The sequence below is a fragment of the Sphingomonas sp. R-74633 genome, assembly GCF_013416555.1.
GTDB lineage: Bacteria > Pseudomonadota > Alphaproteobacteria > Sphingomonadales > Sphingomonadaceae > Sphingomonas.
In genome coordinates this window covers 711,465-727,419 of record NZ_JACCFG010000002.1, presented here as the reverse complement: position 1 = coordinate 727,419, position 15,955 = coordinate 711,465, and the positions used below count along the sequence as shown (strand labels likewise).

At 65.5% G+C, this 15,955-nt stretch carries 18 protein-coding genes and 1 pseudogene; 3 read left to right on the top strand and 16 right to left on the bottom strand.

Going from position 1 to position 15,955, the window contains the following annotated elements; genetic code table 11:
- Position 1: 1 nt before the first annotated feature.
- From HZY97_RS09655 to HZY97_RS09600, 13 genes and pseudogenes are all read right to left on the bottom strand, one after another.
- Positions 2-433: a CopG family transcriptional regulator gene (locus HZY97_RS09655; protein WP_180142934.1), complete on the bottom strand. Its 432-nt coding sequence runs from the start codon at positions 431-433 to the stop codon at positions 2-4.
- The gene (locus HZY97_RS09650) at positions 430-2,403 is read right to left on the bottom strand and encodes a conjugal transfer protein TraG (RefSeq protein ID WP_180142932.1); all 1,974 of its coding nucleotides are present in this window, start codon (positions 2,401-2,403) and stop codon (positions 430-432) included. The genes HZY97_RS09655 and HZY97_RS09650 overlap by 4 nt, the downstream gene beginning before the upstream one ends.
- Before the next feature lie 11 nt (positions 2,404-2,414).
- Positions 2,415-4,157, bottom strand: coding sequence for a VirD2 family relaxase/mobilization nuclease (locus HZY97_RS09645; protein ID WP_180143201.1), 1,743 nt, complete (start codon positions 4,155-4,157; stop codon positions 2,415-2,417).
- A gap of 244 nt (positions 4,158-4,401) precedes the next feature.
- A complete protein-coding gene (locus HZY97_RS09640; protein ID WP_180142930.1) occupies positions 4,402-5,106 on the bottom strand; it encodes a lytic transglycosylase domain-containing protein in 705 nt (234 codons plus the stop codon).
- Positions 5,106-5,450, bottom strand: coding sequence for a DUF736 domain-containing protein (locus HZY97_RS09635; RefSeq protein ID WP_180142928.1), 345 nt, complete (start codon positions 5,448-5,450; stop codon positions 5,106-5,108). Before HZY97_RS09635 ends, HZY97_RS09640 begins: the two co-directional genes overlap by 1 nt.
- Positions 5,434-6,030 (bottom strand): S26 family signal peptidase, encoded by a 597-nt coding sequence (locus HZY97_RS09630; RefSeq protein WP_180142926.1) that lies wholly within the window; start codon positions 6,028-6,030, stop codon positions 5,434-5,436. The genes HZY97_RS09635 and HZY97_RS09630 overlap by 17 nt, the downstream gene beginning before the upstream one ends.
- The gene (locus HZY97_RS09625) at positions 6,027-6,557 is read right to left on the bottom strand and encodes a DUF2840 domain-containing protein (RefSeq protein WP_180142924.1); all 531 of its coding nucleotides are present in this window, start codon (positions 6,555-6,557) and stop codon (positions 6,027-6,029) included. Before HZY97_RS09625 ends, HZY97_RS09630 begins: the two co-directional genes overlap by 4 nt.
- Entirely contained in the window at positions 6,554-6,829 is a 276-nt protein-coding gene (locus HZY97_RS09620; RefSeq protein WP_180142922.1) for an AlpA family transcriptional regulator, read from the bottom strand. The genes HZY97_RS09625 and HZY97_RS09620 overlap by 4 nt, the downstream gene beginning before the upstream one ends.
- A 120-nt stretch (positions 6,830-6,949) precedes the next feature.
- A complete protein-coding gene (locus tag HZY97_RS09615) occupies positions 6,950-7,525 on the bottom strand; it encodes a DNA -binding domain-containing protein (RefSeq protein ID WP_180142920.1) in 576 nt (191 codons plus the stop codon).
- A gap of 12 nt (positions 7,526-7,537) precedes the next feature.
- Positions 7,538-7,699: pseudogene (locus HZY97_RS20940) on the bottom strand (transcriptional regulator domain-containing protein); the annotation flags it as partial.
- A 191-nt stretch (positions 7,700-7,890) separates the two neighbouring features.
- Entirely contained in the window at positions 7,891-8,214 is a 324-nt protein-coding gene (locus tag HZY97_RS09610) for a DUF736 domain-containing protein (protein WP_180142918.1), read from the bottom strand.
- 571 nt (positions 8,215-8,785) lie between these two features.
- The gene (locus HZY97_RS09605) at positions 8,786-9,247 is read right to left on the bottom strand and encodes a hypothetical protein (protein ID WP_218942976.1); all 462 of its coding nucleotides are present in this window, start codon (positions 9,245-9,247) and stop codon (positions 8,786-8,788) included.
- 73 nt (positions 9,248-9,320) lie between these two features.
- On the bottom strand, positions 9,321-9,488 hold the full coding sequence (locus HZY97_RS09600) for a hypothetical protein (protein WP_180142916.1): 168 nt from the start codon (positions 9,486-9,488) through the stop codon (positions 9,321-9,323).
- 516 nt (positions 9,489-10,004) lie between these two features.
- Here HZY97_RS09600 and HZY97_RS09595 point away from each other — a divergent pair.
- On the top strand, positions 10,005-10,451 hold the full coding sequence (locus tag HZY97_RS09595; RefSeq protein ID WP_180142914.1) for a hypothetical protein: 447 nt from the start codon (positions 10,005-10,007) through the stop codon (positions 10,449-10,451).
- On the opposite strand, the gene HZY97_RS09590 is transcribed toward HZY97_RS09595, so the two are convergent.
- From HZY97_RS09590 to HZY97_RS09580, 3 genes are all read right to left on the bottom strand, one after another.
- The gene (locus tag HZY97_RS09590; RefSeq protein WP_180142912.1) at positions 10,435-11,487 is read right to left on the bottom strand and encodes a nucleotidyl transferase AbiEii/AbiGii toxin family protein; all 1,053 of its coding nucleotides are present in this window, start codon (positions 11,485-11,487) and stop codon (positions 10,435-10,437) included. The two genes, HZY97_RS09595 and HZY97_RS09590, sit on opposite strands and share 17 nt — an antisense overlap.
- Positions 11,480-12,064: a DUF6088 family protein gene (locus tag HZY97_RS09585; protein ID WP_180142911.1), complete on the bottom strand. Its 585-nt coding sequence runs from the start codon at positions 12,062-12,064 to the stop codon at positions 11,480-11,482. Before HZY97_RS09585 ends, HZY97_RS09590 begins: the two co-directional genes overlap by 8 nt.
- 492 nt (positions 12,065-12,556) lie before the next feature.
- Positions 12,557-12,802 (bottom strand): hypothetical protein, encoded by a 246-nt coding sequence (locus tag HZY97_RS09580; protein WP_180142909.1) that lies wholly within the window; start codon positions 12,800-12,802, stop codon positions 12,557-12,559.
- A 40-nt stretch (positions 12,803-12,842) separates the two neighbouring features.
- On the opposite strand from HZY97_RS09580, the gene HZY97_RS09575 reads away from it, so the two are divergent.
- Complete coding sequence (locus tag HZY97_RS09575; protein ID WP_180142907.1) at positions 12,843-13,031, top strand: hypothetical protein; 189 nt, start codon at positions 12,843-12,845, stop codon at positions 13,029-13,031.
- A 49-nt stretch (positions 13,032-13,080) separates the two neighbouring features.
- Entirely contained in the window at positions 13,081-15,954 is a 2,874-nt protein-coding gene (locus HZY97_RS09570; RefSeq protein WP_180142905.1) for a class I SAM-dependent DNA methyltransferase, read from the top strand.
- Position 15,955 lies beyond the last annotated feature (1 nt).

Sequence of the window (15,955 nt, the reverse complement as noted above, 5' to 3'; positions counted from 1 at the left end):
GTCAATGCTCGCCGGGTTCGGACGGTTCGATGTCTTGCGAAATCTCATTCTTCAGCCGCGGTCCGAACTCCATCCGGCGATTGAGTGTTTCGATGAACCGCTCCCAGCGCTCCTTCCCCATCGCCTGCGCGGCGGCGAGAGCGGTGTCCGGAAGTGGCGGATTGTTCACCAGCCAGAACCGCACGAACAGAGCCAACGTCTCATTGCTGAGCTCGACATGCCATGCGAGCCGATCCGCCTGGCGCGACAGCCGGTCGAGCCTGCGACTGAGCACGGCCTCGAGATGTTCGCCACTGTCGCCGGATAGAAATGATGAGAGCGCTGTCTCCATCACCAGCGCTTGGGTCACCCGTTTCCGCGCGGCGTAGTCGGCGAGCTGCGCGGACAAGTCGGGTGGCAGGCGGAACGTGTGCTTGATCCGTAAGCCGCTCATAGGTCGATCCCATCTTTCGGATCCAGCGAGGCCTGACGGGCATTTCCGCGCATTCGGTCGTTGAGCCGTCGCGTGACCACCGCGTCTTCGCTGGTGCCATCATCGAATTCGAACTCGCCGGGCGGCGCAGGCGGCGGCGGAACGATCTCCTGTTCCACGGGCAGCTCGGGCTCGCGGCGGATGCCGCCATTGGCCTGGTCGTCCGCCCCTTCCTGCGTGTCAAGGGCAGAACGAATCTGTCCGGGGACCGGCAGGAGGGTCCAGTCACTCACGCACGACCCGCGCGCCGTGGCCGGCGTTGGCGGGTTCATAATCCGCGCGGTCAGGCGGCGGTCGGTATAGTATCGAACCTTCAGCGCCCGGATCGGGTGAATGCCTGCCACCATCACGATCTCGTCATCGGGCGGCAGCTGCATGACTTCGCCCGGGGTGAGCAACGCACGCGCGGTTTCGGTGCGAGATACCATCAGGTGGCCGAGCCAGGGTGACAGCCGGTGGCCCGCATAGTTCTTCATCGCGCGCATCTCGGTGGCCGTGCCGAGCGCGTCCGAGATCCGCTTCGCCGTCCGCTCATCGTTGGTCGCAAAGCTTACCCTGACATGGCAATTGTCGAGGATCGCGTTGTTGGGTCCGTACGCCTTTTCGATCTGGTTGAGCGACTGGGCGATCAGGAACGCTTTCAGCCCGTAGCCGGCCATGAAGGCGAGCGCGGACTCGAAGAAATCCAGCCGGCCCAGGGCCGGAAACTCGTCGAGCATCAACAGCACCTTGGGCCGCTTCGCGCTGGGCGTCAGTTCCTCGGTCAGCCGCCTGCCGATCTGGTTGAGCAGCAGACGGATCAGCGGCTTGGTGCGGCTGATGTCCGACGGCGGTACCACCAGGTAAAGCGTGGCCGGTCGGTCGGCCTCGACCAAATCGGCAATCCGCCACTCGGATTTGCTGGTGACACGCGCGATGATTGGATCGCGGTAGAGTCCCAAGAACGACATGGCGGTCGAGAGCACGCCCGACCGCTCATTCTCGGACTTGTTGAGGAGCTCGCGCGCGGCGGATGCCACCACCGGGTGCACGCCGGCTTCGCCCAGATGCCGGGTCGCCATCATCGCGTCGAGCGTCGCCTCGATCGTGCGCCCAGGATCGGAGAGGAATGCCGCGACTCCCGCAAGCGTCTTGTCGGGCTCGGCATAGAGGACGTGGAGGATGGCGCCCACCAGCAGCGCGTGACTGGTCTTTTCCCAATGGTTTCGCCGCTCGAGCGAGCCTTCGGGATCCACCAGCACATCGGCGACATTCTGAACGTCGCGGACTTCCCATTCGCCTTTCCGCACCTCGAGCAACGGGTTGTAGGCGGCGGAGGCCGGGTTGGTCGGATCGAACAGCAGCACCTTGCCGACCCGTGCACGAAAGCCCGCGGTCAACGTCCAGTTCTCGCCCTTGATGTCATGGACGATCGCCGAGCCGGCCCAGGTCAGCAGCGACGGGATGACGAGGCCGACGCCCTTGCCCGACCTTGTCGGCGCGAAGCACAGCACGTGTTCGGGCCCGTCATGGCGAAGATAGTCGCTGTCGAGCCGGCCGAGCACGACGCCGTCATCGCCGAGCAGGCCGGCTTGTTCGACCTCGCGTGTCGTCGCCCAGCGCGCCGAGCCGTAAGTTTGGGCGACCTTGAGCTCGCGCGCGCGCCACACCGACATTGCGATCGCCACGACCACCGCCGCGACCCCACCCGACGCAGCGATATAGGCACCCGTCACGAAGATGGCGGGCGCATAAGCGTCGTAGCTGAACCACCACCAGAAGAACGCAGGCGGCGGGTAGACCGGATAGTCCGCCAGCCAGAACCAGGGCGGGCCAAGCGCCGCCTGATATCCGAGCGCATCGGCGGTCCATTGCGTCGCGCCCCACACCGCGCCGGTCACGATCAGCAGAACGATGATCACCTGGCCCCAGAGGATCTTGGTCGATTGCACTTGCCGGTCTCCTAAATGCCGAGGCCGCGGCTGCGGCCGATGGTCCAGTCGATGCCGCCACCTGCGGCCATGGTGCCGGTCACGCTTGCCCCAAGCTGGCGGTCGAGCGCGGGGCGCCAAGGCACGAGCTGGAAGCCGAGACCATCGTCGATCATCGCGAAGCGGCCGGATGCGAGCGTCACGCGCTCGCGATAGGTGCCGGCGATCGTCGATCCCGGCCTGGGCTCATAGGGCGTCAGTCCGGTGCGCTGCGCGATCCGTGCCGCCGCCTCGCGCAGGTCGGCAGCGCGGAGCGTCTCGATAAGGTTAGGTGCAAGGGCGGCGCGGCCGCCGCGCCGGGATGCCAGACCCTCCGCGATCAAATGCTCCTCGCGCGCCGCCATCGCGTCTCTGACCTCGGCGCCAAAGCCCTGATTGCCAGGCGCGAAGTCGCGGGCGAGCAACTGGCGATCGAGCCAGGTCGCCCCAAGCGCCGTGACCTGCTGGCCGATCGGCAGATCGCTGCGCACAGCAAGCGCGCTGCGGGTCGTGCCGCCCCGGTCCTGCCAGGTGCGCAGTTCAACGATCGCGCCCGGGGCGGCATCGCTCGTGAACTCCAGATCGCGAAGGCGCAGATGGTGGTGACGGCCATCGATCCCGTCGACGATCGCATAAGCGGTGCCGGCAAGCTCGTCCTGATGCCCGCGAGCGACCAGCCTGCCGATCACCGGCGCGACTTCGCCAGGCGGGTGGATTGCGAGGCGACTTTCATTGATGGCGCGCCCGGCATCACGCATCGCGCGGTGCATCGTCTTGATGATGTCGCCGCGATCGCCGAGTTCGCGGAGCCGCGCTTCGACATCGGGCTTGAGGATCCAGCGCGCGGGGCCTGCCGGCGTGGCGACACCCAGCCGCTCGAGCTTCTGCGCCCGCCCGATCAGAAGCAGATTGCGGCGGTCGGGGGTGGCTCCTGCTTCGGGCCGCAGATCGATGATCCCATCCTCACTTACTCGCGCGCGCAATCCCCGGTCGAGGCTGGTCCATCGATCCGATTCGACTTCTCGCCCCAGCGCCTGGTCGATCTCGCGCGCGCTGCGCGGCCCAAGCTCGAGCGTCGCCCGGGCCTCGGCGCGATTGCGCATGCCATGCGAAATATAGTCGCGGTCGATCACGAGATCGGCGCCGTCGTCGGCGACCCCGCGGACCAGGATATGGACGTGCGGATTGTCGGTGTTCCAATGGTCGACCGCGACCCAGTCGAGCCGCGTGCCCAGATCCTTGGACATGTCGTCCATCAGCTCACGGGTGAACGCTTTCAGATCGGCAAGCTGGCCGCCGTCTTCAGGCGAGACGATGAAGCGGAAATGATGGCGATCGTCGGCGCAGCGCCCGGCGAATGCGTCGCCGCTTGCCTGATCGGACCGCGCGTCGAACATCGAGGCGTCACGGCCGTCGCGGGTCACGCCGTCGCGCTCGAGATAGGCGACATGCCGGCCAAGCGGCGCCGATGTGAAGCGTGGCCCCGAATGGCGGACGACCCGTGCCTTGATCACCACCCGGCGCGACATGGCCGAACGCCGGCCCGCGAGCGCGGCGACGCGGCCGCGACCGAGCCGCCCGGTACCGCCTCCGCGGCGCGCCCCGCGCCGTGCGAAGCCGGCGCGGGCGGCCGAACGTTTGACCTGCGCGGCCAGGCTCAGCGGTTTGACGCTGCCGGAACCCCGGCTTCGTCCCTTTCCGGGCTTGATGCGAAAATCGTCCTCGTCGGTCACGATGGTGCTCCCGGCGAGGCTGCCAGCGCTTCGAGTGTTGATTTTCCAAGATAAAATCGGGGAGGCGACGGCAGGGGCATGACGGCGACGGCGCTATTTCGGCAATCAGAACAACCACATGCACCCCCGCAGACGGCGGTGCTTTTATCTCGCCATCCCCTGCTACCCCTCCCTGCCGCTACCCTTAAGTCCTCACAGCCCTCTCCATTGACCGGGCAAAGGAGATCCACCGCGGCAAACCAGCCAGTCATTTCGGAACCCCAGTCCGAGGTACGAAGACAGAGTCGCGTGGCGGAGCGGACGACTTTGATTGGGGCATCGATGTGAGTTCGGGAGACGAAGAATCGCGTGGTTGAGATGCTTCATTCTCCGCCAACTGGGGTGTGCGGACGAACAGGTCACCGCGCCGCCAGGCCCCGGGATCGGGCAGTTCCCGGTCCCGAATTCGGGCATCGCCGCCCATCATCCGGCCAGACAATTTGGCGACATAGGCAATGGTTTCGGAAGGAAGCGGACGGCCGGCCAGATAGGCTTCGTAGCGGCTCGGACCCGCATTATAGGCTGCGAGAAAGCCAGGATCGCCGTAGCGATCCAGCAACTCGCGAAGATATGCGGCGCCGGCGAGGATGTTGTCGCACGGGTCGAATGGATCGACCCCGAGGCCATAACGCTGGCGCAGTTCGGCCCAGGTTCCGGGCATAAGCTGCATCAACCCCATCGCTCCCTTGGGCGATACCGCAAAGACCACACCGCCGCTTTCGACCGCGATCACCGCGCGAATGAGCGTGTCCGGCAGGGCAAAGCGCCGGGCTGCGTGTGCGATCGGCGCGTCGAGGTTGATGGCCGGCGAGCATGCCGATGTGGCGGGCCGTGCCTGCGCGCTCGCCATGGCAGCGCACAGGCATGCCAGCACGGCGATACCCTTCGATCGACGGCCGATCGCCCCAAGCATTACTGCTGCTCGGTTTCGCGGCGGCGCTGATTGCGCTGCCAGAAAAGCAGATGCGGCTGCCCCTCTATCGTCGGCCGGAACAGGTTCGCGCGGATCGGCCGGGGAAGAATGGGATCGTCGATGACGATCGCGACATAGGCACCGGCCTTCTCACCGGTGCGCTTCCAGCCGGCGCCGACCTCGGGCCCGTCACCGGTCTCGCCGACATGGACGCGGTAGTCGGGCGCGTTCCTGATATCACTCCGCGTCGCGGGCACGATCGTCAGCGCGGCGCCGATCGCGAGGGTCTCGAGGCGCCCGGTAAAGCCGTCGTCGCGCGCGTTGAACTCACCGATATTGATCATCTCTTGCTCCATTGTGCGTCGGGTTCAGGGGAGATTTCGCGCCCGTGGGCGCGCTTGCCGGTGCGGTTTCACCGCCGCCGGGAAGCCAGAGCGGATCGAGCACCGCGATGATTCCGCGAGCTGGTACCGGCCCGAAATAGCGGCCGTCGAAGCTTTCGGCGGATGCGGGATTGAGCAGGAAGACCTCGCCGCCGCGCAGCGTGCGGCAACCGCTCCAGATCGGCAGCGGACGGCCGATCCGGTCGCGCGGCCGTGCCTCGGCTACGCGCTTTCCATCGATCAGGATCGTCAGGCCGGTGCGGCAAACTGTCTGTCCGGCCACGCCGGCCACATGCTTCAGCATGGGCACGCGGAGCGGCAGGTAATGGCGTTCGGCCATCAGCAGGGCGACCGGCGCAGGCGCATGCGCCGCGACGAGATCGCCGAGTTTCGCGGTGCGCGCCGGGCGCGCTGAATAGAGACCGACCGGCACGCTGGCGCTCGCGTTCCAGACCAGACGCGGCGCCGGGCGGATGAACACCGGAAGGACAACGGCGCCGATCGCGCAATAACCGGTGAGCAGGATATGGAAGCGCTTCATGCCTTCAGGCTCCGGCGCAGCAGCCACGCGCGATGGCGCGCCAGCGAATATGCGCGCGGCGTGCAGCCGGCGATCAGCCTGTTGTGTGCGTGGCGCCAATAATCGGGTGCGACCGCGCACGGATCGACGCCGAGATCCTCGATGGCGTCGATCAGGAGCAGGCATGTGCGAACCTTCGGCCATCCGCCGAGATGCAGGAGCAACTCGCCGCCGGGCGAGACGCAAGGCAAGGTCGAATAGGCCTCGCTGGGGGCGACAGCGCGAACGATATCGAGCCGCGACAACAGCGTGCCATAGTCGTTGGACGCCCAGCGGACGAACGCAAAGACGCTGCCTGCGGCGAAGGAAAGCAGGCGGCGCCGGCGATCCAGGACCTGGTCGAGGATCGGTGCGCCGAAGCGTATCCAGCGTTCGGTGGCCTGCTCGACCCAGGTCAGTTCGACCGTGGTTATCCCCGCGCCGGCAGAGCCTTGTCCGCTCGGCGGGAGAGCGCCTGGCGCTTGTGCGGAGGCGATGGCGGCTCTCATCGCCGCACCGCGCCTTTCTTCTCCAGGACGCTGGTGTCGATGGGTTTGGCTGGATGCACGATGTTCGCGGTGGCGTCCGAGGTCGAGCGCCGAACGCCTTGGTCGGCCCAGGTCAGCAGGTCCTCGACCGCGTAGACGACGCGCCCGCCAAGCTTGCGGTAGGCGGGCCCCGTGCCATAGCAGCGATGCTTCTCCAGCGTGCGCGCCGACAGGCCGAGCAGGATCGCGGCATCGGGTGTGCGCAGCAGGGGCTGCGTCGTCTCACTGGGCATCTGCGTCTCCGGGCGTTGACCCGGCAAGCGCGGCGGGTCCGTTCCAATCACGGGCTTCCAATGGCGGCAGATGGCGGGACCGGAGGAGCGGGCAAAACCGCCACCCGGGAAATGTCGCCCCTAGGCCCGCAGCAGGTCGCGATAGCCCGATGCGGCAAGGTCGCGGGCCTCCGCGACGAGCCGCTGGACCCGCCTGCGCTCGCTCGTCGCCTTCCATGCCAGCGCATCGGTTCCGGCGAGCCAGGGATAGACGAGGCGAAGGCCGATCTCGCGGTTGCTGGCGCCGGCCAGCGACCCGTCGAGGACGTGCAGGAGCAGCGTCAGGCGTTGCCGCTGCAAGGCGCTTGGCCGCATCACGGAAGCCGGCTCGGCCATGCTCAGACCCGCAAATAGACGGCGCGCGGCATCCCACGCGGCGGCGCGGAGCGCATCGCCGAGCGGCGGCAACAGGATCGCGAGCGGCTCGCTCGGCGAGGCAGCGAGGACGCGCCAACGATGCCGGACGCCGGCGATGTCGAAGACGAGGTGGCGTCCATCGGCCGCGCGATGATCGGCGGCCGGGGCGATATCGGGAAGCCGCGCCGCGTCGGCGAAGCCGCCAGGCGCAGCCACCAGCGATACGATTGTCGATGCGCACTCGGCGCGCCAGATAGCGGGTGCGGATCTCACCGAACGATCCGGATCGAACAGCCGCACCAGACCCCAGCGGCCGGCTTCGTCGTCCGCAAGCGATAAGGATTCAGCCGCCGCCGATGCGTCGCGCGCGGCCCAGGCTGCGCGATAGCCGGCATTTCGCCGCAGGAATTCCTGCGCGAAATCGGCCCGGTCGTGCTTGGCAAAAGCGGAGGAACCGGTTGCGGCAAGAGGCAGACGGGTAGCGACTGCGGGCGCTCCGGCTCGGGACTATTCCCGGCCGCCACGCTCGCGAGCCTTGCGCGTTGCTCGAAGACCCGCGGATTGCGGAGCATTCTCCCGTCGCGAGGAGAGCGGCGCCTTCACGGCGTTCGCGAGGCCCCAATGCGAAAGGCGCCCCGCCTTCCGGCGGGGCGCCTTGGCCTCGATCAGTCGTTGGCGGAGCGCCGCGGGCGCGACCAGATCAGGCTGTAGGTTTCACCGCCCTCGTCGTCGAAGAGGTTCGCGAAGATGGGCTGGTTGAAGCTGGGATCGTCGAGCTTGACCGAGAGATAGTCGCGCTGTTCCGCGGACTTCTTGGTCCAGGCGGCGCCGATTTCCGCGCGGCCGACATAGATCCGATGGGTGGGTGCGTTGTCGTTCGGGCGGTTTTCCTCCGGAACGATCCGGACGCCCTTGGCCTGGACGCTGAGGGTCACGATCGAGCCCTGATATTCGTCGCCGACCTTCTTGAAGCTGCCGATGTTCGCCATTGTATTAGTCCTCATTCTCGGGCCGCCCCATGCGGCCTCGATGGCGTTCGAAGGCCGGGTGCGCATGACGCCGCAGCTTTGCCCGCAGCGAAGCGGAGGACTGCAGGAGCGGACTTTCTTGCCTCGCGAGGAATGGGCGCAGCCCAGGGGAAGAAAGTCCTGGCGACGCAGTTGCGGCTAGTCAGGCGAGGCGCAGCCGTCGCCCGGCCAGATAGCCATATGAGAGGCCTAAGTGGCGGCCGGGGTACGGGACGAAAACGGCGAACCATCTGCGTCACAGGTATCGGCGTGGCACGTGGAGCCGGTGACCCGCCTCCTGGCAGGGCATCCTGGATCTCCGGAAATGCACTCGCAACGAATGCACTCTCCCCGGCTAACGCCCCACGCGCTGATCGGCGTCGCCAAGGCCAGTCCAGCCCCGAACGGCTCATTCAAGCGTCAGCCGCGACCCGCCAACCTGCCGACTATTGCGCTTCCGACGACGTGGCGGGACCTCTGCCATCGGTGCGTCCCCGGGATCCGTCCATGGCAGTTCGAGAGCGGGCCCCCGCCGAGACGGGGAGTACTATCGTCAGGCCGAGCCGGCTTTCGGCGCGCGAACGGATGAGGAAACCTTCTCGGAGATCTCTGCGAGCGACGCGGCGAGCCGGTTCAGCTCGGAGCTGTCGGTCGGCGCGCAATCATAGCGCGTCGTCAGATATTCGCGGCGCTCGGAAAGTCGCGCGAGATGGCTGAGCGTGCGCTGCTTAAGCACCAGCTTTGCGCCCACGGCGCACCTCGAACGCGAGGCGAAATCGTGCTGGAGGCGCCGGACCGCGAGGGGGGAATGACCGGTCGCGAGCAGATAGGCATTCAAGTAGAGCTCGATCGCGTGGATGGCGAGAAGCCGATAGGGCGCGCGCGACAGCGGCGCGCGCCGGCGACCGATAGGGAGCAAGGCTTCGGCGGCGCGCCGATATTCATCGGCGAGCGCCAGCACATCGCACGGACTCGCCGTGTCCCCCGGGTATATCGTCTGCCCCTCGATCGACATCCCGGTCAGCTTAAGCAGGGACCGGCAAACACTTCCCTAATGGGTCCCGTCGCAGCACGGCGAAGCGACCAGCCTATCGAAGAAAGGGATCGTATTCGCGGACGATCGACGAAGGATCGCCGTCATATTCCTTGGCCTCGGCGACGCCGAACTTGCTGCCGTTGATCCGGAACACCACGACGATGGTCATCAGCGTGCGGGCGAGGCTCCAGGCGTTTTTCTGGGCGAGGTTCAGCGGCATTTCGAAGCTCCTGTCTCGGAGCGAGGACCGTCCCCGCTCGACAGGCGCCCGAAGTGTCCGGCGCACGGCCGCAATCACCGCGCAGCCGCAGGCAAGCGGCCGCATGCACAGCATAGCGGACCCTTTACGGGTTGATGGCGTCAGGCCGTGCGCCGGTCCAAGGAAGTGCCTCCAAGAGCGGAGACGCGTCCGACGCGGGCAGCGGGCCGATGTGGTGAACAGCCTAATCCGGAAAACGGCAATTGCTGCTGAGAGTGAGCAGTTCCCCGGCTTCGCGACTGGGTCGCGAGGGGATCGAAATGGACTTTTCACGCTCCGCGTGGCATATCATCAGCACGTCAGGACACACTGCGCGATAGCGCGGACCAAAGTGTCGCCCGGCAGCAATGCCGGCGCCGCAAAGGCTCGAAACGAGCCGCCGGTGACCGAACCCGCGACCATATGGCCGCGGGCGAGGTCTCGGTATGCCCCTCCGCCAGAAACCTCGCAAAAAAGTTGGGGCGCGAGGAATGAAACATGAAAAGAAGTTTGCTCAAACGGCTCCCCGAGGACTTTGGCGAGATCTGGCTGAGACGGAAGCGGCGTCACAAACTGCGTATCCGCGTGCTTGACGAAGTCGATCCGAAAGGCACGCGCTGGACGGCGGAGCTGCCGCTCATAAGAGCCAGCGTGCTCGGATTCGGAGGTCTGGCCGGGTTTACCGACAAAGCCGCCATCCGAGGGGACTGGCACGGCTTCGAGGTGCTCGGGCGGCCGAAAGTGCGCGGCTTTCTAACGGCAATGGCTCCCCTCCTCCGGGCGGGCCTGATTGATCTAAAGGTCGATGGGCGCTCGGTCGGGTTGACGCCGGAACCTTCGCGCCCGCGTGCCGTAGCCGTGCGACGTTCCGTCGCCAGGGCGATCAAGCCAGCAGAGCGCAGTGTGGTTCATAAGCGCGAGCGGAGGCTTAAGCTGCGTCGTTGATCCGCTTCTCGAGGTCGGCGAGGCCCGCCAGCAATTCCTTGAATGCTGGCGGGTCCTCCATGAACATGTCGGCCATGGCTTCGTAATCTCGCGCGAGCGCCTCGCGGATCGCATCCGATGGCGACAGGCGTAGCGTCGCCAGTACCGCAGTCGCATAGGATGCCGAGGCATCGGCGAACATCAGGCTCTTGTTACGCACGACCTGCTCGAGCAGTTCGGGCTCTGCGAGCGCGGCTGCGGTAACGTCGGCGCGGTCGAGCATCAGCAGGTCGTAATAATGCCGCGAAAGGCCGTCGCGCAGTTTGCCGTTATGGTGCAGCGCGTGGAGGATCGTCGCCTTCTCCCAGAAGGTGCGCTCTACGCTCAGCGTGTCGACCAGGGTCTCGGCATCGGGCAGCGCGTCGGGGAACTCTTCGGCGACATAGGGCCGGATCGCGCGCGCGTCGTGAGGGTCGGGATCGCCGCGCGCGCCGAATTCGAGCTTGATGCGCGGTTTGATATAGTCGGTACCGGCGTCGCCTCCATAAGCGCCGCCATAGTTCAGGCCATAGCCAGAGGTGCGCGGATAGTTGAACAGCAATGTCTGGCGACCAGGGTCCTCGGGATCGGGCTCGATCGTCCAGCCGTCGGTGGTGCCTAGCGCCGCTTCAACGGCGCGCCCCAGTGCCGGCAAGGCGATGGTCTCGACATAGGCTTGGGCAGCGGCCGCGAGCGCCTTGGTGCGGCGCTGGCGCTCGTTGCTGCTGATGCCCGTCTCCATCGGGGAGGCGACCTTGTCCAGCAAGGGCGCGGTTCGCCGGATCGTCAGGTCGATATCTTCGGAGAAGCGCTGGATGATCCCATAGGCCTTGGAGAGCGAGGTCCCGCCCTTGAAGGTCATATGGCCGGCAAGGTCTTCCGAGCGGGTCAGGCGCCGGAGGGTCCAGCACACCCAGAAGTCCTTTTCGATGATGACTGGGGTGAGGTTCCTGCGACTGGCGGCCTCGGTGATAAAGGCGCGGCGATCAGCGGTGCCCAGCCTTGCGAAGTCATCCATTATGGAGGCTGCCGATCTTGAGGATGACGTCCCCCATCCAGCCGGGCATGGCAGGGCGCGCCTGGAGCAGTTGCTTCATGTCGGCATCATCGACACGTGCCGCCAGTCGCTGAATGACGTCGGCATCGACATCCTTCCGGCCAAGCTGGGCCAGTGCCTGCAGCACCGCATTGGCGGTGTCGGATGCTTGGTCTAGGACCGGCGCGCGGCTGTGGCGCAGCGTCAGGCTGCGCCCCGCCGCCTTTCCAACGCGCGTACGGCCGCTGGTCGCATAGCTCGCCCTTGCCGGCACCTGGGTCGAAAGGCCGAGCTGGTTCGCGGCAGTGGCACCCGAGGGTGCGAGCTTGTCGCCGGTCTGCACCGCGAGCGCATCGGCCAGGACCGCAGGGTCGGGGCTCAAAGCGCCAAGCGTGTCGTGCAGGCGGGGATAGTCGTAGATGCCCCTTCCGATGCGCCGTATTGCATTGGACTGGGCCAAGCGTGAGATAGCCATATCCACCGCCCCCCGGCTGCCGAAGTCGAGAAAGTGCTTGGGCGTGAACACCCAACCGCGTCCCTTGCCGCGGATACGCTTCATGATTCTATCGGCCATAGCAGACACGGGTTAGCTCCTTTCTTGTTAGATAATAGCGCAGTTATTTCTAACAAGCTACCCACGGCGAAATTAGCGCTAACGGACGGAATTCAGCTATCATGTGTGCTAGACCATACCCTAAGTGCCCTAATGTCTAAGGGTATCGACAACCTCGGTTGTTCGACGATCGCTTTGAGGAAGCGAATGCCCACGGGACCAGGTGTCTAGTAATCGCGAATCAGGCGCCAACATCGCCTGATCCCCGCCGCAGGCCGACAAAAGCGCACCCTCGCGAAAGGCCGGCCGGCAGGGCGGCGTGCGCGCGGGCCTGTGGGCCAGCCGCCGCCCTGACCTCCGGCCGCGCGAGCGTGCCACGCGGCAAGCAAAGACGCGCGACCCCTGGTGGCTCCGCAGGTGCCGCCAGAGTGCGCACCAATTAAGCCCGCGTTCCACAGATTCCCCACCAAGAATGGCCCGCTAGCCGACCTACAGCTTTCAAAACGTCGCGCGCCCAAAGCAATCTGACGCCTCGGCGCTGTACTTATTCGCATTTATGTTCTTTGTTTGTTCTACCAAGCGTGCCGCTCCAGCACCATAAAGACTCGAAATGACCGCAACTCCATGCAGAAAGCCAGAAAGACAGATTTCGTTATTTCTTGCTTTCGTTATTTCGGTCTTTCTGGTTTTCTGGCTTTCGGGATTGCCAGAAAGACGGAAATCTGTATTTTCAGCACAGCCCATGCGGCCTGTGGGGGGCGATCGTTCGGTAAGGGGATGCGAGTTGGCAAACAGCCGAGACGATGGTCCCGCGGACGACACCGCCGTCGAGGGCGAAAACAAGACACTCAATTTCAAGGTCAGCCCGGACTTCAAGAAGGAGTTCAAGGGCTTCGCCGGCTCGCAGGGAATCACGATGACGGACCTCCTCAAGGAGGGCTTCGCCTTGTCGAAGAAACGGCGGCAGAAGTGAGGATGAGCGTGGCCCATCGGCTGTCTGCTCGCTTCGCGCGGCGGTCGGCATGACGTACGAGCGGCGCGACGCGTTCGTGGCGGCCGACTGGTTGTTCGCCATCGGTGATGGCGCCGGGGTACCGGCCGTGGACGGCCTTGTCGCGGTCGACGGCTACGCGCCCCAGGATCGCCCACCCGAGGAAGTCGCCGTAATGGAGAAGGCGCAGGGCTATGGCGCGCGCGCGGTCTTCTTCGAGGCCGGCCGGCACGGCCGGGCTCCAGTGGCGCAAGCGCTGATCTTCGATTCAGGCGAAGGACTGGACGACGCCGGCTTCGCCGAGCTGCACAAGCGGCTGTGGAGCTGGGGCGGGGTTCCGCTGGTATATCGCGCCTCCCCCGGCCGCATCCAGCTGTTCCGCTGCGCGCATGAGCCGGACTTCCTGGGGCCGGACGATGTTCCGGTGTGCCGGCCCATTCGAACATTGTCCCTGGCTGCCGACATCGCCGATGGCCTCGATGCGTGGTGGAATGCCGATCAAATCCGCAACGGCACCATCTGGGACGATCCCTTCGCCTGCGATCTCATGCTCTCCGCCCAGAAAGCGGCGCATCGCACGCTGGTCGAAGAGGTGCGCGCGCTCGCCAAACAACTGACCGAAAGCGCGCTACTCGAGCCGCGGCTGAGGCGGCGGCTGCTGATCCTTTCGCTGTTGATCGCATATTTGGAAGAGCGTTCTGTGCTCAGGCCCGACGACTTCTCGCGCGCCAAGCCGGGCGCGGTGAAGTTCTTCGAAGTGCTCGGCGATGGACCGGCCCTGGTCCAATTGCTGGAGGCACTGGAAGATCGATTCAACGGTCACGTATTCCGGCTGACCGACACCGAGCGTGCCACGCTGGCGGAAAGCTGCGAACTCGCCAATTACGCGCGACTTGTGGAGGGCCGGGCGGACTCGACAGGGCAGCTCAGCCTGTGGCGGCTCTACTCGTTCCGGGATCTGCCCGTCGAGTTGATCAGCAACATCTATCAGCTTTTCGTCAAGGACGCCTCGAGCTCGATATACACGCCGCCGGCGCTGGTCCGCCTCATGCTCGAGGAAACATTGAGCTGGGAGCGGCTCGACGCATTAATGGCGGGCGACGGCGTGATCCTGGACCCAGCTTGCGGCTCGGGCGTGTTCCTGGTCGAGGCGTATAAGCGACTCGTCCTCCACTGGCGCATGCGCAACGATTGGGCACGGCCGGAGATCGACCAGCTGCGGCCGCTGCTTCGGCGCGTGCACGGCATCGACGTCGAGGAAGGTGCAATCGAGCTGGCTGCGTTCAGCCTGTGCCTGAGCCTGTGCGATGCGCTGCAGCCGGAGGACATTCGTGCCAGCGTGAAGCTGTTTCCGCCGCTTGCCGGGGTGACGCTGCGCTGGAGCTGCTTCTTCCAGGCCAAGGCGGATTTGCTGGTGGACGCGCCGGTCGCGGTGATTGTAGGCAACCCGCCGTTTGAATCCGCCCTGACTACCGAAGGCGCGAAGAAGAGCTACGCCGCCTATCAAAAGGCACATGGCCTGCTGGCGGATACCCAGCTCGCCTATCTGTTCTTGCACGAGGCGATGGAGCTGTTGGAGCCGGGCGGTGTGCTCGCCTTGGTCGAGCCGGCAGGTTTCCTGTACAATCAGAATGCCGATGCGTTTCGGCGGCGCTTTTTCGAGCGTTGGGCGGTTCGCGAGATATTGGACTTTGTCTCGGTCCGCGGGCTGTTCAAGAAGGGCAATGCGGATCCGAAGGTTGTCGTGGTTCTGGCGGAAGCGGCAAAGCCCGCGCCCGAGGGTCGCCTGCTGCACGCCGTCTTCCGCCGCAATGGACGTGCCACGGCCGAGCAGGGCTTCGACATCGACTATTATGATCTGCACTGGATCGAGAACCGGCATGCCGAGAAGGCGCCGTCGGTATGGCGCGCCAACCTTCTGGGCGGCGCGCGCGTGCGCGACCTTATCGAACGACTTCGTGCCTATCCGACGCTGCGCGATTTCGCGCGGGGCCGCGGCTGGGATTGCGGCGAGGGATATATTGCCGGCAAGAAGGGTATTGGACGCCCGGCCGACCATTTGATCGGAAAGCCTCTGCTGCCGACCGAGGCGCTGTCGGCGTCCGGCATCGATTCCAGCGATCTGGAGACCGTGCCGGACCTGCCCATCAAGGATACCAAGAGCGAGCGGCGCTTCACGCCGCCGTTCCTGTTGGTGAAAGAGAATGAGGATCTGCATCACGGGCTGTGGGACGGGCATTATCTGACCTACAAGCATCGCATCGTCGGTCTCGCTGCCGCCAGGACCGACATTGCGCAGCTCCAGGCCATCGAGGCGTGGCTCCAGCGCGAAGCCATGGTCCTCAAGGCCTATGTGGCTGGTATCAGTGCGAGCCTGTTCGTGCAGCGTGCTACCGCAATTCTGGGCGCCGACATTCTGGCGCTGCCGTATGCGAATGGCGACGATCTCGATCTGAGCCCCAATGAGCGGATCATCGCGGCGGACATCGTCGAATATCAGCGCGAATTCATCCGACGCGGCACGGCCTCTCCCTTGATGAAGGTAGCGCCCGACGCCGCACTCAAGCTCTTCGACGCCACGCTGATCAGCCAGATCAGCGCCGTGTATTCGCGAAAGCCGCTGCGCGCCGTCGTGGGCTTTCAATGGCCTGGCGCAATCTGCCAGGCCTATGCGTTCGGCGACGGCAAGGTCGATTGGTCGAACGCAGAGGAACTGCGCACCAAGCTCGATACCCTGCTGCGCGAGCGTCGCGGTTCGAGCCTCACAATTACGCGCATCACGCGGTTATATGACCGCGACTTCGTTTTCCTGCTCAAGCCCGACCGGCACCGGTTCTGGACACGATCGATCGCACTTCGCGATGCGGACGATATTCTGGCCGACTTGCGGGCGCAGGGCTTCTAGC